The sequence below is a fragment of the Burkholderia sp. AU16482 genome (assembly GCF_002223285.1).
GTDB lineage: Bacteria > Pseudomonadota > Gammaproteobacteria > Burkholderiales > Burkholderiaceae > Burkholderia > Burkholderia semiarida.
In genome coordinates this window covers 664,112-680,766 of record NZ_NKEY01000009.1, presented here as the reverse complement: position 1 = coordinate 680,766, position 16,655 = coordinate 664,112, and the positions used below count along the sequence as shown (strand labels likewise).

The 16,655-nt window shown below is 66.0% G+C and carries 17 protein-coding genes; 7 read left to right on the top strand and 10 right to left on the bottom strand.

What is annotated here, in order from left to right; all coding sequences use genetic code 11:
• Window positions 1–57: 57 nt before the first annotated feature.
• From CFB35_RS33500 to CFB35_RS33490, 3 genes are all read left to right on the top strand, one after another.
• Window positions 58–1,032 carry an ABC transporter permease gene (locus CFB35_RS33500; RefSeq protein WP_059577509.1) on the top strand — a complete coding sequence of 325 codons (975 nt, stop codon included), beginning with the start codon at window positions 58–60 and terminating at the stop codon, window positions 1,030–1,032.
• A 45-nt stretch (window positions 1,033–1,077) separates the two neighbouring features.
• Complete coding sequence (locus CFB35_RS33495) at window positions 1,078–1,989, top strand: ABC transporter ATP-binding protein (protein WP_059577514.1); 912 nt, start codon at window positions 1,078–1,080, stop codon at window positions 1,987–1,989.
• 159 nt (window positions 1,990–2,148) lie between these two features.
• Entirely contained in the window at window positions 2,149–2,886 is a 738-nt protein-coding gene (locus tag CFB35_RS33490; protein WP_060010626.1) for a transporter substrate-binding domain-containing protein, read from the top strand.
• 50 nt (window positions 2,887–2,936) lie between these two features.
• Here the strand turns inward: CFB35_RS33490 and CFB35_RS33485 are convergent, their stop codons facing one another.
• Window positions 2,937–3,869, bottom strand: a complete 933-nt coding sequence (locus CFB35_RS33485) for a LysR family transcriptional regulator (protein WP_059577519.1) — start codon at window positions 3,867–3,869, stop codon at window positions 2,937–2,939.
• A gap of 209 nt (window positions 3,870–4,078) precedes the next feature.
• Here CFB35_RS33485 and CFB35_RS33480 point away from each other — a divergent pair, with 209 nt between their 5' ends.
• Window positions 4,079–4,945, top strand: a complete 867-nt coding sequence (locus tag CFB35_RS33480; protein WP_089466211.1) for an NmrA family NAD(P)-binding protein — start codon at window positions 4,079–4,081, stop codon at window positions 4,943–4,945.
• Window positions 4,946–5,163: 218 nt separating this feature from the next.
• On the opposite strand, the gene CFB35_RS33475 is transcribed toward CFB35_RS33480, so the two are convergent.
• Window positions 5,164–6,081, bottom strand: coding sequence for a LysR family transcriptional regulator (locus CFB35_RS33475; RefSeq protein ID WP_089466210.1), 918 nt, complete (start codon window positions 6,079–6,081; stop codon window positions 5,164–5,166).
• A gap of 139 nt (window positions 6,082–6,220) precedes the next feature.
• On the opposite strand from CFB35_RS33475, the gene CFB35_RS33470 reads away from it, so the two are divergent.
• Entirely contained in the window at window positions 6,221–6,985 is a 765-nt protein-coding gene (locus CFB35_RS33470; RefSeq protein ID WP_060010618.1) for an SDR family NAD(P)-dependent oxidoreductase, read from the top strand.
• A gap of 68 nt (window positions 6,986–7,053) precedes the next feature.
• Here CFB35_RS33470 and CFB35_RS33465 read toward each other — a convergent pair whose 3' ends face one another.
• The 6 genes from CFB35_RS33465 to CFB35_RS33440 all read right to left on the bottom strand — a co-directional run bounded on the left by CFB35_RS33465 (window position 7,054) and on the right by CFB35_RS33440 (window position 12,480).
• Window positions 7,054–8,286 (bottom strand): MFS transporter, encoded by a 1,233-nt coding sequence (locus CFB35_RS33465; protein ID WP_060010614.1) that lies wholly within the window; start codon window positions 8,284–8,286, stop codon window positions 7,054–7,056.
• Between the two features lie 340 nt (window positions 8,287–8,626).
• Window positions 8,627–9,460 carry a shikimate dehydrogenase gene (gene aroE, locus CFB35_RS33460; protein ID WP_089466209.1) on the bottom strand — a complete coding sequence of 278 codons (834 nt, stop codon included), beginning with the start codon at window positions 9,458–9,460 and terminating at the stop codon, window positions 8,627–8,629.
• On the bottom strand, window positions 9,457–10,680 hold the full coding sequence (locus CFB35_RS33455) for a CaiB/BaiF CoA-transferase family protein (RefSeq protein WP_060010608.1): 1,224 nt from the start codon (window positions 10,678–10,680) through the stop codon (window positions 9,457–9,459). Before CFB35_RS33455 ends, aroE begins: the two co-directional genes overlap by 4 nt.
• The gene (locus tag CFB35_RS33450; protein ID WP_059577540.1) at window positions 10,680–11,138 is read right to left on the bottom strand and encodes a MaoC family dehydratase; all 459 of its coding nucleotides are present in this window, start codon (window positions 11,136–11,138) and stop codon (window positions 10,680–10,682) included. The genes CFB35_RS33455 and CFB35_RS33450 overlap by 1 nt, the downstream gene beginning before the upstream one ends.
• 2 nt (window positions 11,139–11,140) lie before the next feature.
• On the bottom strand, window positions 11,141–11,533 hold the full coding sequence (locus CFB35_RS33445) for a VOC family protein (protein ID WP_059577543.1): 393 nt from the start codon (window positions 11,531–11,533) through the stop codon (window positions 11,141–11,143).
• Entirely contained in the window at window positions 11,530–12,480 is a 951-nt protein-coding gene (locus CFB35_RS33440; protein WP_089466208.1) for a ketopantoate reductase family protein, read from the bottom strand. Before CFB35_RS33440 ends, CFB35_RS33445 begins: the two co-directional genes overlap by 4 nt.
• 81 nt (window positions 12,481–12,561) lie before the next feature.
• Between CFB35_RS33440 and CFB35_RS33435 the strand changes: the two genes are divergently transcribed.
• Window positions 12,562–13,482: a LysR family transcriptional regulator gene (locus CFB35_RS33435; RefSeq protein ID WP_059577547.1), complete on the top strand. Its 921-nt coding sequence runs from the start codon at window positions 12,562–12,564 to the stop codon at window positions 13,480–13,482.
• 119 nt (window positions 13,483–13,601) lie between these two features.
• On the opposite strand, the gene CFB35_RS33430 is transcribed toward CFB35_RS33435, so the two are convergent.
• A complete protein-coding gene (locus tag CFB35_RS33430) occupies window positions 13,602–14,123 on the bottom strand; it encodes a DUF2867 domain-containing protein (protein WP_089466207.1) in 522 nt (173 codons plus the stop codon).
• A gap of 148 nt (window positions 14,124–14,271) precedes the next feature.
• Window positions 14,272–14,901, bottom strand: coding sequence for a TetR/AcrR family transcriptional regulator (locus CFB35_RS33425; RefSeq protein WP_060313847.1), 630 nt, complete (start codon window positions 14,899–14,901; stop codon window positions 14,272–14,274).
• A 207-nt stretch (window positions 14,902–15,108) separates the two neighbouring features.
• Here CFB35_RS33425 and CFB35_RS33420 point away from each other — a divergent pair, with 207 nt between their 5' ends.
• Window positions 15,109–16,212 (top strand): alpha/beta fold hydrolase, encoded by a 1,104-nt coding sequence (locus tag CFB35_RS33420; protein WP_089466206.1) that lies wholly within the window; start codon window positions 15,109–15,111, stop codon window positions 16,210–16,212.
• Window positions 16,213–16,655: the final 443 nt, after the last annotated feature.

Sequence of the window (16,655 nt, the reverse complement as noted above, 5' to 3'; positions counted from 1 at the left end):
GTCGCGCGATGCCGCGGCATTCGCGCGACCGGCACCCGAAACGATACGGAGATTCCGATGACAACGACCCGCAACACGACCGGCTGGCTCGCCGTGCGGCGCGAGCTGACGACGCGCGGCAAATGGACGCTCGGGCTGGCGTCCTTCCTGCTGCCGTTCGCCGTCTGGTGCCTGATCAGCTATGTCCCGTTCGTCTGGCATCCGCAAATGCGCATCACGAATCCGGGCAGCGTCGACTATTTCCAGGCCGGCATGCAGATCGATCGCGACGTGTTCGACGACGAGCTCGCGCATGCGCGTGCGGCGCACGCAGCCGTGCCCGAGGGTGAGCGCGCGAATCCGGTCTACCTGCCGGCGCCGCACCAGGTATTGCGCGCGTTCTACACGGCGTTCACGACACCGCCCGCGTCGCGCGACGGCGTGTGGCTGCACGAAAGCCTGTGGCACAGCATCCGCATCATCTTCTGGGGCTTCGTGATTTCGTCGGCGATCGGCGTGCCGCTCGGCATCGTCTGCGGCACCTTCAGTGCGCTCGCGCGGCTGCAGGAGCCGTTCCTGGAGTTCTTCCGCTATCTGCCGGCGCCCGCGTTCGGCGCGCTGATGGTCGCGATCCTGGGCATCTACGACGCGCCGAAGATCGCGATCATCGTGATCGGCACGCTGTTCCAGCAGGTGCTGATCGTCGCGAACACCACGCGCAAGCTCGAATACGGGCTGTTCGAGGCCGCGATGACGCTCGGCACGAAGAAACTGAAGCTGCTGACGCACGTCGTGATTCCGGGCGTGCTGCCCGACCTGTATCGCGATCAGCGGATCCTGCTCGGCTGGGCGTGGACTTACCTGATCGTCGCCGAGCTCGTCGGCACGAGTTCGGGCATCACGTGGTACATCAGCCAGCAGGCGCGCTACCAGCATTTCGACAACGTGTATGCGGCGATCCTGATGATCGGGATCATCGGCCTCGGCACCGATATCGTGCTCGCGCTGCTCGGCCGCCGGCTCTTTCCGTGGGACCGCACGCTGAAAGCGTGAGCGCCGCCCGCACGTATCCATCGACCGATTTCAGCAGAGGGCATCATGCAGAACCCGCAAGCCGTCCCCGATTACCTGATTCAATCCGACGCGGTGCGCGAGCGCTTCGCGCGACTGAAGGCCCGCGACGTGATACTCGACGTGCGGCACGTCGGCAAGCGTTTCACGACACCGCAGGGCGAGTGTGTCGCGCTCGACGACATCAGTTTCCGCACGCACCGGCGCGAGTTCGTGTGCGTGATCGGCCCGTCCGGCTGCGGCAAATCGACGTTGATCCGGATCCTCGCCGGGCTCGACGCGCAGACGAGCGGCGACGTGCTGCTGGACGGCAAACCGGTGGACGGGCCGGGCGCCGATCGCGGGATGGTGTTCCAGGGCTATACGCTGTTTCCGTGGCTCACGGTGAAGAAGAACGTGATGTTCGGCCTGCGAATGAACGGCAGCAGCAGCGGCGTGGCCGAGCGCGAGGCGCTGCAGTGGCTCGATCTCGTCGGGCTGACGCGTTTTGCGGACGTGTATCCGCATCAGTTGTCGGGCGGGATGAAGCAGCGCGTGGCGATTGCCCGTGCGCTCGCGAACCGTCCGCGCATCCTGCTGATGGACGAACCGTTCGGCGCGCTGGACGCCCAGACGCGGGCGAGGATGCAGACGCACCTACTCGACATCTGGCGCAACATCGACGTGACGATCCTGTTCATCACGCACGATCTCGACGAGGCGATCTTTCTGGCCGACCGGATCCTGGTGCTGAAGGCGAACCCCGGCGGCGTGCAGGAACTGATCGAGGTGCCGGTGCCGCGGCCGCGCGATTACTCGCAGGTCAATACGCCCGAGTTCATCGCGACGAAGGCGCGACTCGAAGCGCTGATTCATCCGAAGGAGGCCGCGACGGCCGAAGACGACGGCATCAAGCCGCACATGATCCGGATGACGGACGTGGCGGACAACGTCGAATAGCGTGGAGCCAGTTCATTCTGGAACGCCTGACGGTCTCGCCAAAATAATGTCGTCAATTTGCTTACACCCGAATTAATTTTGTCCGCTCTTCGTGGATCTCGACTTCCCACGGTAAGCTGATGAACTCCTGATCGATTCTTCGGCCTGCAGGACAATGCGATGAAGGTAACCATTGCGTACATCGAGGAACCGCCGTTCGGCTGGACCGAAGCGGACGGCACCGCCATGGGTGCCGATCTGGAGCTCGCGGCGACGATCCTGCGACAGATCGGCGTTACCCGGATCGAGTATTGCCCGACGACGTTCAGCGAATTGCTACCCGGCGTCGCATCGGGTCACTGGGACATGAACGTGCCGCTGTTCGTGACGCCGCAGCGCGCCGATACCGTCGCGTTCAGCGTGCCGGTGTGGGGCATCGAGGACGGCTTTCTGGTGCGTCCCGGCAACCCGAAAGCGCTCACGAGCTATGCGTCGATCGCCGAACGTCCCGATGCGCGCCTCGGCATCATTGCCGGACAGGTCCAGCAGGATTCCGCGATGGCGTCAGGCGTGAGTCGGCGGCAAATCGTCGTGTTCGAACAGCAAGCCGACGCGATCGCGGCCGTTCTCTCCGGCGTGATCGACGCCTATGCGAGCACGGCGCTGGGGAATCGAATCGTTGCGAGCCGGATAGGCAGCGCGATGATCGAGGCCGTCGCGCACGAGCCGGGCGTCAACGGCGCACGGCGAGCGCCTCCGCTCGGCGCGTTTTCCTTCAACCGGGAAAACCGGCGTCTTCTCGACACGTTTGATCGGCAACTTCGTGCCTATCTCGGCTCGCCGGACCATCGCGCCCGCATGGCGAGATTCGGGCTGACCGCGCGCGAGATCGATCCTGCCCTCGCGCAGACAGTGTAGCTGGCGCTCGCCGGCGGGCCGCCGCGCGCTCGCGAGCCGGCGCCGGAGCACTAGCGCGTGCCGACGCCCCCGTGCATGCCCGACAGTTCGACCAGAAAATCCAGGAACGCGCGGGTCTTGGCCGGCACGTGATGCCGGGACGGGTAGTACGCGTATAACGGATACCGCTCGTCCGCCCATTCGGGAAAGAGATTGATCAACCGGCCGTCGGCGATCAGCGGCTCGGCACCGAGCAGCAGCATCTGCGCGATGCCGGAACCGGCGACGCATGCGTTTAGCAGGGCGCCTGGATCGTTGACCGTGAGGCGCCCGCGGGTGTCGACCACGATGCGTTTGCGCTTGCGATGGAATTCCCACGCGAACGGCTTGCCTGTTTCCGGGTTCCGAAATTCGAGGCAGCGGTGGTTGCGGTTTTCAAGGTCCTCGGGTTTTTCCGGCCGCCCCCGGCGCGCGATGTACGAGGGCGCCGCGACCGTCACGACGCCGGTGTCGAGCAGCTTTCTCGCGATCAGGCTGGAGGCCCGCGGTTCGCCGAATCGGACGGCGAGGTCGAAGCCGTCCGTCACGAGGTCGCCCAGGCTGTCTCGCGCGATGAGCTCGATTTCGAGCTCGGGATGGGCGTCCATGAACGCATCGAGCCGTTGCCCGAGAATGGCGCGATAGACGACGGGATCCAGATTGATGCGGAGCTTGCCGCGCACCGCGGACGCGCCACCCGCGGCCGCCGCGGCGGCTTCCTCCAGCCCGGCGAGATGGGGCATGACCTGCTCGTAAAAGCGGCGGCCCTCTTCGGTCAGCGACACCGACCGCGTCGTGCGGTTGAACAGCCGGATATTCAATTTTCTTTCCAGCCGCGCAATCGCTCGACTGACGCCCGGCGGCGTCATGCCTATCACGTCGGCGGCAGCCGCGAACGTCCCGGCATCGACCACGGCGGCGAACACGCTGATGCCGCCGGACAGTTTCTCGCTACTGGATCTCATGGTTGCTCGAACGAATATGGTTGGCGGATCGCGAGCGACCCGCGGAAGGCCGGCACGCCCACGCCGCATGATGCCCATTGCCGGGCGTGCGCATCGATCATGCCGAATTGATGACGCGTTGTCACTAATATGATGCCATCCATGTCGTTTTGTTTCGGCCGGCGTTTGTCCACAATGCGACCCACGCATTCACACATGGAGAACGAGCAATGTATGCAATCACTGGAATCACCGGCAAGGTCGGCGGCGCGCTGGCCCGTGAGCTGCTGGTCTCGGGTCGGCCCGTGCGCGCGGTCGTGCGCGATGCGACGCGGGCCGCGGCGTGGGCGGCGCGCGGGTGCGAGATGGCGACCGCTTTCATGGAAGACGCTTCGTCGCTCGCCGCCGCGTTCGCCGGCGCGACGGGCGTTTTCATCCTGCTGCCGCCGGTGTTCGATCCGGCGCCCGGGTTTCCCGAAGCGCGGAAGGTGATCGAAGCCGTGTCCGCCGCGCTGCTGAAGGCGCGCCCCGAAAGGGTCGTGTGCCTGTCGACGATCGGCGCGCAGGCTGATGAGCCGAATCTGCTCACGCAACTCACGCTGATGGAGCAGACGCTGCGCGAGCTGCCGATGCCGGTGACGTTCCTGCGGCCCGGCTGGTTCATGGAGAACGCCGCGTGGGATGTCGCGTCCGCGCGCGACGATGGCGTCGTCGCCAGCTACCTGCAGCCGCTCGACAAGCCCGTGCCGATGGTCGCCACCGCGGACGTCGGCCGCGTGGCGGCGGAACTGCTCCAGCAGACGTGGCGCGGTGTGCGTGTCGTCGAGCTCGAAGGGCCGCGCCGGGTGAGCCCCGACGATCTCGCGCTGGCCTTCGCTCGCGTTCTGGGTCGGGACGTGCGCGCGGAGGCCGTCGACAGGCGAACGTGGGAAGCGCTGTTTCGCGCGCAGGGTATGAAGCACCCGCTCCCGCGCATGCGCATGCTGGACGGTTTCAACGAAGGCTGGATCGATTTCGAAAGTGATCCTGACGAAATCCTGCGTGGCCGCGTCGCGCTGGACACGGTGCTGGGCGAACTGGTGTCGCGTACGGTCTGACGCATCGGATGGCCGGCGAGACGGGCGGGGTTGCGGTTCGCCGAACGCCTCGGCCCGGACGCCACGTCGTCGCGATCATGTGCGACACGGGCGTGAAGTATCTGAAGTCGTTCGCGCAGACGGTCGGCCGACGGCCTTCTCTGGGGGCCGTAGCGGTCGATCGGTCGAACCTGATCAAGTCCTTGAAGATCAGGTATCCCCAGCGTTTTCCGCGCGCGTCACGTTGGCCATCGCCAGACTGGATTGCCCAGATGTTCGGCGAAGTAGTCGGACAATGCCGTCACCTTCGCGGGGCGCGCCCGTGCCGACGGCGTAACGAAATAAAGCCCACCCTTCGTCAGCGACCAGTCGGTGAGAATGGCTTCGAGACGGCCATCGGCCAGATAGTCGTAGGCGATGAACTCCGGCAGCTCGGCGATCGCGAGACCATCGAGCAGCGTTGGCAACAGCGCATCGGCGTTGGTGACGCGTAGCGGGCCCGTCGGCATGACCGACTCCTCGTCGCCCGCGTCGTTCGTGAAACGCCAGACGGCACTACGCGCACGATAGGCGTACGAGAGGCAGGGGCGATCCGCGAGTTCGCGCGGATGCGTGGGTTTTCCTTCGCGACGCAAATATTCCGGCGACGCCACCACGAATTGCGTGACTGCGCACAACCGCCGCGCGACCAGCGACGAATCCGGCAGCGCGGCGATACGCAGTGCGGCGTCGAATCCATCGGCGATCAGATCGACCGACGCATCCGATAAATGCAGGTCGATCGACACTTCCGGATACGCGCGAAAGAAGCCCGGCAGCAATGGCGCGACCCAGCGCAGCCCGAACGACATCGGCACGGTCAGGCGCACCAGCCCGCGGGGCTGCACCGACATCTCGCGCGCCGAGCTTTCCGCCTCCTCGGCCTGGCGATAGATCTCGCCGGCTTTCTCGCTGATCGTCCGGCCGAACTCGGTCAGCGAGAGCTGGCGCGACGTCCGATTGAACAACCGCGCGCCGAGCCGTTCCTCCAGGCGGGCCACGCCGCGCGAGACGGTGGCGACCGACACCCCGGTCGCGCGCGCCGCAGCCGCAAACGACCCGTGCTCGGCCACCTTCGCGAACATCGCGAGCCCTTCGAAGTCGGGTAGGTACGCCATTGCGCCTCATCCTTGCATTTATGCAACGTTTGATTGCGATCAATTCTATTTCGAAAAGATCAGGCCGTCGATATTCTCCTCACATCGCACTACGCGACACCTGACGCAAACACCACTGATCAACGAAAGGAGCAATACCATGGCACGCAAGCTCGACAACAAGATCGCACTCGTCACCGGCGCCACCAGCGGCATCGGCCTCGCCACCGCCCAGCGCTTCGCGGCTGACGGCGCGCACGTCTATCTCACGGGCCGCCGCCAGGCCGAGCTCGATGCCGCCGTGGAAGGGATTCGCGCAGCCGGCGGCCACGCGACCGGCGTGCGTTCCGATTCCACGAAACTCGGCGAACTCGACGCGCTGTATGCGCAAATCAAGGAAGAGCACGGGCGCCTGGACGTGTTGTTCGTGAACGCCGGCGGCGGTTCGATGCTGCCGCTCGGCAGCATCACCGAGGCGCATTACGACGAAACGTTCGATCGCAACGTAAAGGGCGTGCTGTTCACCGTGCAGAAGGCGCTGCCGCTGCTTGCCGAGGGTGCATCGGTGATTCTGACCGGCTCGACGGCGGGCAGCGCGGGTACCGCTGCGTTCAGCGTGTATTCGGCTTCGAAGGCGGCGGTGCGCGCGTTTGCGCGCAGCTGGATTCTCGACCTCAAGGAGCGCCGCATTCGTGTGAACACGATCAGCCCCGGCGCGACCCGCACGCCCGGCCTGCTTGATCTTGCCGGTGACGATGCGGCTCAGCGGCAGGGGTTGGCCGATTATCTGGCGGCCCAGATTCCGATGGGACGCCTCGGCGAGCCGGGCGAGATCGCGAGCGCGGCGCTGTTCCTCGCTTCAGACGATGCGAGCTTCGTGAACGGCATCGAATTGTTCGTCGATGGCGGGCAGCAACAGATCTGAGCGTGGCTGATCGACGCGACGTCGGGCAGGCGTTCGCGTCGCTTCGCCCGCCGACTGCCCGAAGCAACTCATCGACCATCCACCGCGCGTGCCGGAGCCGTTGCCGCGCCCAACTTCGCGCCACCGATTTTCGGCAACCACGCAAACGCGATCGTGACCAGCGTGACGCCGACGACGAGCATCGGCACCACCATCGGCCACGCGCCCGACTGATAGCGCGGATCGGTGAAAACCGCCGCCGTCTGTCCCACGCTGAAAGCGAAGAACATCATGATGAAGCCGGACCAGGATACCGCGCGGCCGGCAAGATGAGGCAGGCCGCTCACCGCCCCTGCCTGCCCGCATGGCTGATGGATCCCGTGGCCGAGACAATACACGCCGTGCCCGACGAGCAGCGGCCAGATGCTGCCGGGAAGCAGCACACACCCCAACGCCTGGATCACCGCGCCGGAAAGACTCAGCGTCGCGCCCTGGCGCACCGTTCGGAGCATGCTTTGACGTCGGAGCAACTGGCGGCAGCCGTAGGTGCTCAGGACATAGACGAGCGTCCCGCTCGCCGGTATCCAGCCGTATCGCTGGGGCGAGATGCCGAGATACCGGATGTAGACCGTCGGAGACAGCAGCAGAAAACAGAACATGCCGGTGTACGTCGACGCGGCCAGCAGCGTCCATACCCTGAACGGGGCATCGCTGAATATCTCGCGCACGTCCCCGGTCGAATTCCGGCGCGGCGCGATACTGGCGGCGCTCTCCTCGAAGCCGTACCAGCACATGACGAGCAAGCCGAACGCATACAGGCTCATCCCCGCGAGTACCCATCGCCAGCCGGCGTGCTGCGTGACATACGCACCGACAATCGGGGCAAGGAACGCCATCATCCCCATTCCCATGAAACCGCGCGCCATCACGTACGGGCCGTCGCCCGCCGAGTACCGGTCGCGTACCGCCGCACGGGCGCATACCAGGATCGCGGCCATCGCAAAGCCCTGCATCGCACGTGCGGCCACCAGCATCGGGGCGGTTGATGCGAGCGCCGCCGCCAGTGCGGTCAGCGCATAGAGCGCCAGGCCGGTCAGCAAGACGGGGCGGCGGCCGAACCGGTCGGAAAGACTGCCCATCGGCAATTGTCCGATACCGAATATCAACGCGAAAACCGTGAGGCTGACGCTGGCCGAGCCCAGCGTTGCAGCGATTTCCGGTAGCGCCGGCAGGTAACTGTCGGTCGCCACCGGCTGGGCCGCCAGCAGCAGCGGCAACATGAGCGCGAAGTTCAGGCGAGCGGGGCGCGTGGTGTCCGGCATGACGGTGTTCGGCAGGGTATCGGGTGAGCGGTGAAGGCAGCGGCAAGGCAAGGGCGCCCGGCGTGTGAGCACTGCGGCGGCAAGCTGAAAAAATGCGGGGTGGAAGCGGTGCCGAACACGCCGGCGCATCGATCGCCGGCTGGCCGCGCAATGATGCTGGCATGGGCTTGCGTGCGACGCGCAACCGATCGTATTCGGCAATTGCCGACCGGTTGCGCGTTCGCTCGCCGCAGGTCGTTCACCGGGGAGGCGCCGGGCCTGCCGTCTCGCGCCTGCCGAGGCTGTCGCGATCGATGCCGTCGCGCATCGGGATCGCCTGCATGCCGATCCCATTGCCGGTTCAGTCGAACGGCACGGCCAGCCGATCGATCACCGCGCTGGTCTCGGGGCGCACGCCGCGCCACCATGCGAACGCTTCGGCCGCCTGTTCGACCAGCATGCCGACGCCGTCCGCGATCCCGTGCACGCCGGCGTTTTTCGCGAGCCGGAGGAACGGCGTGAGACGCTTGCCATAGGCGAGTTCGTAGGCGGTTCCCTTCGGACTGAACACGCTCGGCGGGACAGGCGGCAGGTCGCCGGTCAGGCTGGCCGACGTCGCATTGACGACCAGGTCGAAACGTCCCATCCGCGCGAGGTCCGCGTAGCTGCCGGCAACCAGCGGGCCTCGCCCGGCGACCTGCGCGGCCAGTGCGCGCGCCTTGTCGACGTCGCGATTCGCGATCACGAGTTCCGCCGGGCCGGCTTCGAGGAACGGCAACAGCGCGCCGCGCGCCGCGCCGCCGGCACCGAGCACCAGCACGCGCTTGCCGGCCATCGGCAGATTGAGGTTCGCTTCGATATCGCGAACCAGCCCGATTCCGTCGAAGTTGTCCGCCAGGATGCGGCCGCCGTCGAACTTCAGCGCATTGGCCGCGCCCGCGAGCCGCGCACGCTCGCTGCGTTCGTCCGACATCGCGAACGCGTCGAGCTTGAACGGCGCGGTGACGTTGATACCTTTGCCGCCGCCCTCGAAAAACGCACGTACCGCGGCAGCAAAGGCGCCTGCCGGCTCGAGCGGGCCCTCGATCGCCGTATAGCGGAGGTCCTGCCGCGTCGCTTGCGCGAAGAGGCCGTGAATCAGCGGAGATTTCGTGTGTCCGATCGGATTGCCGATCACCGCGTATTGGTCGGTCATGATTGGCTCGCTTTCGAATAGAGGACGCCGTCGGCCTGCATCGCGTCGATTTCGGCCGCATCGAACCCGAGGGAACGCGCGACTTCCGCGTTGTGCTGCCCGAGATCGGGCGCGACGTCGCGAATCGTCGTATCGCAATCGGAGAACCGGAACGGCAAGTTGGGCAGGCGCAGCGTCCCGTAGCGTGGATGCTGTTGCTCGACGACCATGCCTCGGGCCTGGATCTGCGGATCGTTCAACACCTCGTCGATGCGCTGCACCTTCGCGCAGGGCACGTCGATGCCGTCCAGCAGGTCCAGTACCGACGCGACGGAACGCGCGGCCACCCACGGCTCGACCACCGACAGGATTTCCGCGCGGTGCGCGTTGCGCCCGGTGCTGTCGTGAAACCGCGTGTCGGCGCCGAAATCCGCGGGGCCGCCGTGCGCCGCGATCAACTCGGCGAAGCGCTTCCACGCATCATCCACCTGCGCGGCGATCACGAGATCGCCGTCCGCGGCGCGGAACACGCCGTAGAGTGTCGACGTCGGCATGTCGTGCCCGGTCTGCTCGGGCAGCACGCCTTTCAGCGTGTAGCACTGCACCGCATACTCGTGCATCGACACCAGCGTGTCGTACAGCGCCATGTCGACGTGTTGCCCGCGGCCGCTCTTCACGCGCCCCAGCAGCGCGGCGTTGATCGCCGCGACCGCATGAATGCCGGTGTACATGTCCCCGAGCGAAATGCGCAGCAGCGGCGGGCGCTCGCCCGGCGTGCCGACCATCTGCATGATCCCGCTCTTCGCTTCGGCGATCAGCCCGAAGCCCGCGCGATGCGCATCGGGGCCGGTGTGACCGTACGCCGAAATCGAGCAGTAGACGAGGCCCGGATTGCGCGCCGACAGTTCGGCATAGCCGAGCCCGAGCTTGTCCAGCGCACCCGGACGATAGTTCTCGATGAAGACGTCGGCGGAGTCGCACAGCCGCTGCATGAACGCCTTGCCGCGCGCGTCCTTCATGTTCACGCTCACGCCGCGCTTGCCCATGTTGAGCTGCAGGAAGTAGCCGCTTTGCTGGTCGTCGAGCACGGTTGCGTGCTGTCGCCCGGCGTCGCCGGTGCCGGGACGCTCGACCTTGATGACTTCGGCGCCGAGCGCCGCGAGACAGCGCCCGACATACGGGCCGGCGAGGAAATGGCTGTAGTCGACGACGCGAATGCCTTCGAGGGGACGGGCCTGCATCACGGTGCCTCCGGACGGCGCGGCACCATCAGACGATGTTCGCCGCGTTGAACGACCTGCCCGTCCTGATTGATCAGCTCCGACGGCAGCACGACGATGCCCCAGTCCGGGCGGCTCTTGCTGGCCCGCATCGAGCCGACGCGGAACGTCACGTGCAGCACGTCGCCGACCTTGATCGGCAGCAGGAAATCCCAGGTCCAGCCGAGCGACATGCCCGGCAGGAAGCGATAGTCGCTCTGCGTTTTCAGGCCGTCGGCGATGGATAGCCCGAACAGCCCGTGCGCGACGAGGCAGCCGAAATGGCTCGCGTTCGCGTATGCCTCGTCCACGTGAACGGGCGTATGGTCGCCGGTGAGGTCGGCATACGCGAGAATGCGCTCCTTGGTCACCCGGTAGGTCGGGCTCGTGCACGTGTCGCCCTCGCGCGCGTCGTCCCAGTATTTTTCGACGATCGTCATGGTCATGCCTCCGCGCGCGGGTTGATCGCCAGCGCCTGCGCGACGCAGCAAGCCGGCCGGGCCTGAATCAGCTCGACGGCGAGCCCGTCGGGCAGGCGAATCCAGTTGCGCCCCTGCGGCATCTCGGTCACGTCGAACCGCCGCGCCGCGGCCAGCGCGGCCTCCAGGTCCTCGCACATCACGCCGAGATGGGCGAGCCGGCCTTCCGGGCCGTCATGTTCCGGCGCGTGGATGAACTGCAGGCCGCCGAGCGTCCAGTACTGCCGCGGTGCGTCGAGCGTGCCGTCCACTTCGCGCAGCGTCATGCCGAGGACTTCCTCGAAGAAACGGATGTGCCAGCGGATGTCCTTCACCCAGATCGCAACGTGTTCGAGATAGGCTTTCGTGGCGCTCATGCGGCTGCCTCCTCGCGTTGGCGATCGGCCATCGCGCGCTCCAGCCCCTTGATGCAGGCGACGAGCGTGGCATTGACCGGGGTCGGCACGCCGTGGCGCTGCCCGGCGCGCACGACCGAACCGTTGATGAAATCGATCTCGGTGATCGAGCCTTTCTCCAGACTTTGCAGCATCGAGGTCTTGAAGGCTGCCGGCAGCCCCTCGGCGGCGAGCGTCCACGCTTGTTCGGGATCGGTCATCGACAGCCTGACGCCGGCTGCCTGCGCCGCCGCGATCGCCTCCGCCACGGCCGCGAGCGACGTCGCCTTGAGCAGCGGCTCGTCGTAAAGCTGCCCGTAGGTGAGGCCGGTGAGGCCGGTCAGCGCGCCGGTCGCGACATTCACCAGCAGCTTGTCCCACATCGTGCCGACGATGTTGTCGCTGATCGTCGTCGCGAGGCCGGCGGTATCGAACGCGGCGGCGATCGCCTGCACGCGCGGCGTGATGCGTCCGTCGAGTTCACCGATGTAGGTGTGCTTGCCGATCACGCCGGATTCGATATGGCCCGGCCCGCGCAGCACGCCGCCGACGTAGGTCTTGCCCGCGAGCACGCGTTCGCGGCCGACGGCGTCGCTCAGGATGTCCTCGTGCCCGAGGCCGTTCTGCAGCGACAGCACGACGGTATCGGGCCCCACCAGCGACTGCGCGCCGCGGATGGCGGCATCGGTGTGAAACGACTTGACCAGGACCACCACCAGGTCGGCCACACCGACTTCGGCGGCCTGCGTCGTCGCATGGACGCGTACCAGGCGCGTGCCGCGGGCGTCGTCGACCCGCAGGCCGTCGCGACGCATCGCGTCGACGTGCGCGGGCGAACGGTCGATCAACCAGGTCTCGTGACCGCCTTCGGTGAGGGTGGCGCCGATCGCACAGCCCAGCGCGCCAGCACCCAGAATCGCAATTTTCAATGGTGTCTCCTTGACGTATGGCCTCACGATAGGAGCCGCCGCTCATGTCGACAATGCAATGGATACAATAGCGTCATTGCGATGGACAATAATGCGACGATGCCCGCCGATCTGCCGGACCTGAAGCTGCTTCAGCTATTCGATCTCCTGTACGACGTGCGCAGCGTCACGCGCGTCGCCGAGCAGCTCGGCCAGAGCCAGCCGACCGTCAGCATCTGGCTCGGGCACCTGCGGGAACACCTGCACGATCCGCTCTTCATCCGCACGCCCGGCGGCATGGCGCCGACACCGCAAGCCGACGCGCTGATCGGGCCATGCCGGGAAATCCTCGAATCGCTGCGACGCTTCACGGCGTGGGAGATCGCATTCGATCCGGCGACCGCGCAGCGACGCTTTCGCATCTGCATGACCGACGCGAGCCACGTGACGCTGCTGCCGCGGCTGCTGGCCCATGTCCGCGCGCAGGCGCCCGGTGTCCGGCTGGAAGCCGCACGGATCGACGGCAATACGGAGCGGGCGCTCGAATCCGGCGAAGCCGATCTCGCGATCGGCTACGTGCCGTGGCTTGGCGGCGGTATTTACCAGCAGAAGCTGTATGACCAGGACTGGATTTGTCTGGTGAACCGGCATCACCCGCGGATTCGCGGCCGGCTTGGGGTAAAGCAATATCGTTCGGAGGGGCATGTCGCCATTACGGCGGGAACGGGGGCACAACTTCTCGAACAGGCGCTGCGGCAGGCGCGCATCGAGCGGGACGTGGTGCTGGAATTGCCGGGCTTTCTGGGGTTGGGGGCGATCGTGCAGACGACCGACCTGATCACGACGCTACCGCGTCATATCGGCGAGACGCTGGCACAGGCCAACGATCTGGCGGTTCATGCGTGCCCGATTCCCGTCGAAGGCTTCGCGGTACGGCAGCACTGGCACGCGCGCTATCACCACGAGGCCGGCAACCGGTGGCTGCGCGGCGTCGTGATTCGACTGTTCGGTGCTTCGCATTGATCCGCGGCTTCGGCGTCGCGAGGGAGGCCGGTCGTTCAGACCACCGGCAAATGAAAACGCCGTGGCGATCGTCGATGTCGCCGTGACGGCGCCTGCGGCGGCGCCGGGCTTTCCGGCGGCTATCGGCGCGGCCATCCGAGCGCCTGCGCCTGGTCGAGCGAGGATCGCACGACGAGGCGATGGAAAGGCGCGATGACGCCGAGATAAACCCGGCCCAACGGACGATTGTAGAAAACGAGGGTGGTGAGCGTCAGTCGCCGGGGCAGGCCATCGGATGCGGGCTGCACGAGCACCGACACACGGAAATCGAGATGCGCGTCGTCCTCGCCCAGAATGATTTCGTCGTCGTGTCGTTCGAACACGCGAAAAATGCTGATTCGGTCGCCGTTCGCGGCTTTCAAATCGGCCGTTCCTTTCAGGCCGAACGGCCACACGATCAGGTCCCGGATGCGTAGCAGCGGCGCGATCCACTTGGGTTGCCCGGTAAAGATGTGTCGGGCGAGAGACGCCGCGTCGTTGCAGGCGGTGGCCGGCAAGGCCACCGAAAATGCGTCGGCGAAATCCGCCGAGCCGTATGAGCGGCTCAGCCTCGAGCGCGCCGGGAGGCCGACCTGTTCGGTTTTCTTCGAATGCGTCTGCATGCCAGTTTCCCCACCGTTCACGTTGCCCGGTTACCGCTGCGCCATTCGAGCGAACGCAGTCGACAGCATTCGCGGTATCTCGGCAACGGGCGATGCCCCGTGATCGGCGGAAGTCACGGACGACTCGTCACGGGAACATCGGGCCGGATCACGCGTCGGCAGCGCCCCACCTTTGGCCGCTGACCTCCGCCAGCGCGTCGAATACGGCCGGCGAGCGCTCCAGGCGGGCGATCGTACGGGCACCTTCGAGCGCGGCGACCAGCGCGGCCGCGGCTGACGATGCGCGTGCGGAAGCGAAACCGCACCCGCGGAAATGCGCCGCAATGACCTCGGTCGAATCGGCAAACCCACGCGCGACCCGCTGGGTGAGTTCGGCGTCGAGCGCGGGCAGTTCGTTCGCCAGGTTTTGCATCAGGCACCCGTACTGGAAATCGGTGGCGACCATTTCGGCGGCAAATGTGCTGAGGATCCGGCGAACAAAATTCAGCGCATGACCGGTCGTCTCAGCCGAGATGTTCCGCAAGACGGCAATTCGATTCGTGACGTAATGATCGATGGCTTCCTCCGCGAGTTGCGCCTTGCCGCGTGGGAAGTGGAAGTAGAACGATCCTTTGGGGGCGCCGCTTTCTTCGAGGATCTGGGTCAGTCCGGTCGCGGTGTAGCCCTGGATGCGAAACAGCCGTTCCGCCGTGGCAATCGCGCGAGCGCGAGCGTCAGTCTTGCGTGTCATGCGGCAAACGTACCACGTTTCGCTTGACCGGGCTATGGCGATCGCCATACTATGGTGATCACCATATTCCGGAGCGCCACGATGCCCGTCGACAACAGCAAGCCATCGGCGCCGCGACGAGCCGTCCTCGCGATGGGCGCGGCCGGCCTGGTTGCCGCGTGGCTTCGGCCTGCCCGCGCAAACCCGACAGGAGAAAGCGATTTGGCCATGCCGACCTACGCCGCAGGAACGCTTCCCAACGGGGTGCGCTCGCGCATGATTCACGGGGTGAACGGCCTCGATGTCCATATTCTCGAAGCCGGTCATGAAAGCGCCGGCCGGCCGCTCGCGTTGCTTCTGCACGGTTTTCCGGATCTGGCCTACGGCTGGCGGCATCTGATGCCCATCCTGGCCGACGCGGGATACCACGTCGTCGCACCCGACCAGCGGGGGTATGGACGCACCACCGGCTGGGCGAACGACTATGACGCCCCGCTCGGGCCCTTCGGCCTCCTCAACATGGCGCGCGACGCCCTCGGACTGGTTTCGGCGTTGGGGTATCGGCATACGTCGATGCTGGCAGGACACGACCTCGGCTCGCCCGTGGCCGCGTATTGTGCGCTGGCGCGGCCTGACGTCTTTCCGTCGGTGGTGCTGATGAGCGCACCGTTCCCCGGCCCGCCCGCGCTTCCGTTCGACACCGCGCGAAACGCGACATCGTCGGCTCGCCCGAACAGTGAAAGCGGGAAGCTGGCTGCGGCGCTTGCCGCGCTCGATCCGCCGAGAGCGTATTACCAGCAATACCTGAGCACACGGAACGCCAACCGGGACATGTGGCATCCACCCCAAGGTTTGTCCGCGTTTCTTCGTGCATTTTTCCATGTGAAGAGCGCCGACTGGCCGGGGAACAAGCCGCATCCGCTCAAGGCGCTCACCGCCGCGGAGCTTGCGCAAATGCCCACGTATTACGTGATGGATCTCGGCAAGACGATGCCCGAAACCGTCGCGCCATTCCAGCCGTCCGCCGCGGAAGCCCTTGCCTGCAAGTGGCTGACCGACGCGGAACTGGGCGTGTACACGGCGGAGTACGGCCGCACCGGGTTTCAGGGTGCGCTTCAGGCTTATCGTGTGCTGTCGGATCCCGACCTGAACGCGGAGTTGCGCCTGTTTTCGGGCAGAACGATCGACGTTCCGTCGCTCTTCATTGGCGGCAAGCGCGATTGGGGCACCTATTCGGCGCCGGGCGCGCTCGATCTGATGCGAACGAAGGCGGCGACGAGCATGCGCGGCATCGAACTGATCGACGGCGCAGGTCACTGGATCCAGCAGGAGCAACCGGAGAAACTCGGCGAACGCCTGCTCGCGTTCGCGAAGGAGTGAAGCAGGCGGGCGGTGCTGGTTCAGGGCTGACGGCAGCCTCCGGCTGCCTTCGATTGGGGCGTCGCGCTCCGATGAGTCGAGCCGCATGCGCGCGACGATCGAAGCACGCTCTGGACCGAGAACGTTCCTCGTCCAATCTTATGGACTGCTTCGGATCTCGTCATGGCGACTCGGGGTCGGAGCGCTTCTCTTTCGACGCTGGCCCATGCGCGAGGCGACGTAGTGCATCTCCCGGTCTCGTCCTCCAAGCGACTATCCGGTACACAGTTACAAGATAACGATTGACGTGGCGGTTGCTGGCCGTTAGTGTATGCACCGAAGTCCAAGAAGTCCGATTGCTGTTCATCAATTGCTCGCTCCTCCCGGCGGTATTCGTTGTCCTCTCCCTCCTTGACGCTTCAAGCGCTCTTCAACAGAGCAAATTTTCGTATTTTTTTCTCAAG

What these genes read in the sequence shown, in the direction of transcription:
- CFB35_RS33500 (WP_059577509.1), top strand. Translation starts at nt 58, where the DNA reads ATGACAACGACCCGCAACACGACCGGCTGGCTCGCCGTGCGGCGCGAG.
- CFB35_RS33495 (WP_059577514.1), top strand. Translation starts at nt 1,078, where the DNA reads ATGCAGAACCCGCAAGCCGTCCCCGATTACCTGATTCAATCCGACGCG.
- CFB35_RS33490 (WP_060010626.1), top strand. Translation starts at nt 2,149, where the DNA reads ATGAAGGTAACCATTGCGTACATCGAGGAACCGCCGTTCGGCTGGACC.
- CFB35_RS33485 (WP_059577519.1), bottom strand. Translation starts at nt 3,869, where the DNA reads ATGAGATCCAGTAGCGAGAAACTGTCCGGCGGCATCAGCGTGTTCGCC.
- CFB35_RS33480 (WP_089466211.1), top strand. Translation starts at nt 4,079, where the DNA reads ATGTATGCAATCACTGGAATCACCGGCAAGGTCGGCGGCGCGCTGGCC.
- CFB35_RS33475 (WP_089466210.1), bottom strand. Translation starts at nt 6,081, where the DNA reads ATGGCGTACCTACCCGACTTCGAAGGGCTCGCGATGTTCGCGAAGGTG.
- CFB35_RS33470 (WP_060010618.1), top strand. Translation starts at nt 6,221, where the DNA reads ATGGCACGCAAGCTCGACAACAAGATCGCACTCGTCACCGGCGCCACC.
- CFB35_RS33465 (WP_060010614.1), bottom strand. Translation starts at nt 8,286, where the DNA reads ATGCCGGACACCACGCGCCCCGCTCGCCTGAACTTCGCGCTCATGTTG.
- aroE (WP_089466209.1), bottom strand. Translation starts at nt 9,460, where the DNA reads ATGACCGACCAATACGCGGTGATCGGCAATCCGATCGGACACACGAAA.
- CFB35_RS33455 (WP_060010608.1), bottom strand. Translation starts at nt 10,680, where the DNA reads ATGCAGGCCCGTCCCCTCGAAGGCATTCGCGTCGTCGACTACAGCCAT.
- CFB35_RS33450 (WP_059577540.1), bottom strand. Translation starts at nt 11,138, where the DNA reads ATGACGATCGTCGAAAAATACTGGGACGACGCGCGCGAGGGCGACACG.
- CFB35_RS33445 (WP_059577543.1), bottom strand. Translation starts at nt 11,533, where the DNA reads ATGAGCGCCACGAAAGCCTATCTCGAACACGTTGCGATCTGGGTGAAG.
- CFB35_RS33435 (WP_059577547.1), top strand. Translation starts at nt 12,562, where the DNA reads ATGGACAATAATGCGACGATGCCCGCCGATCTGCCGGACCTGAAGCTG.
- CFB35_RS33430 (WP_089466207.1), bottom strand. Translation starts at nt 14,123, where the DNA reads ATGCAGACGCATTCGAAGAAAACCGAACAGGTCGGCCTCCCGGCGCGC.
- CFB35_RS33425 (WP_060313847.1), bottom strand. Translation starts at nt 14,901, where the DNA reads ATGGCGATCGCCATAGCCCGGTCAAGCGAAACGTGGTACGTTTGCCGC.
- CFB35_RS33420 (WP_089466206.1), top strand. Translation starts at nt 15,109, where the DNA reads ATGATTCACGGGGTGAACGGCCTCGATGTCCATATTCTCGAAGCCGGT.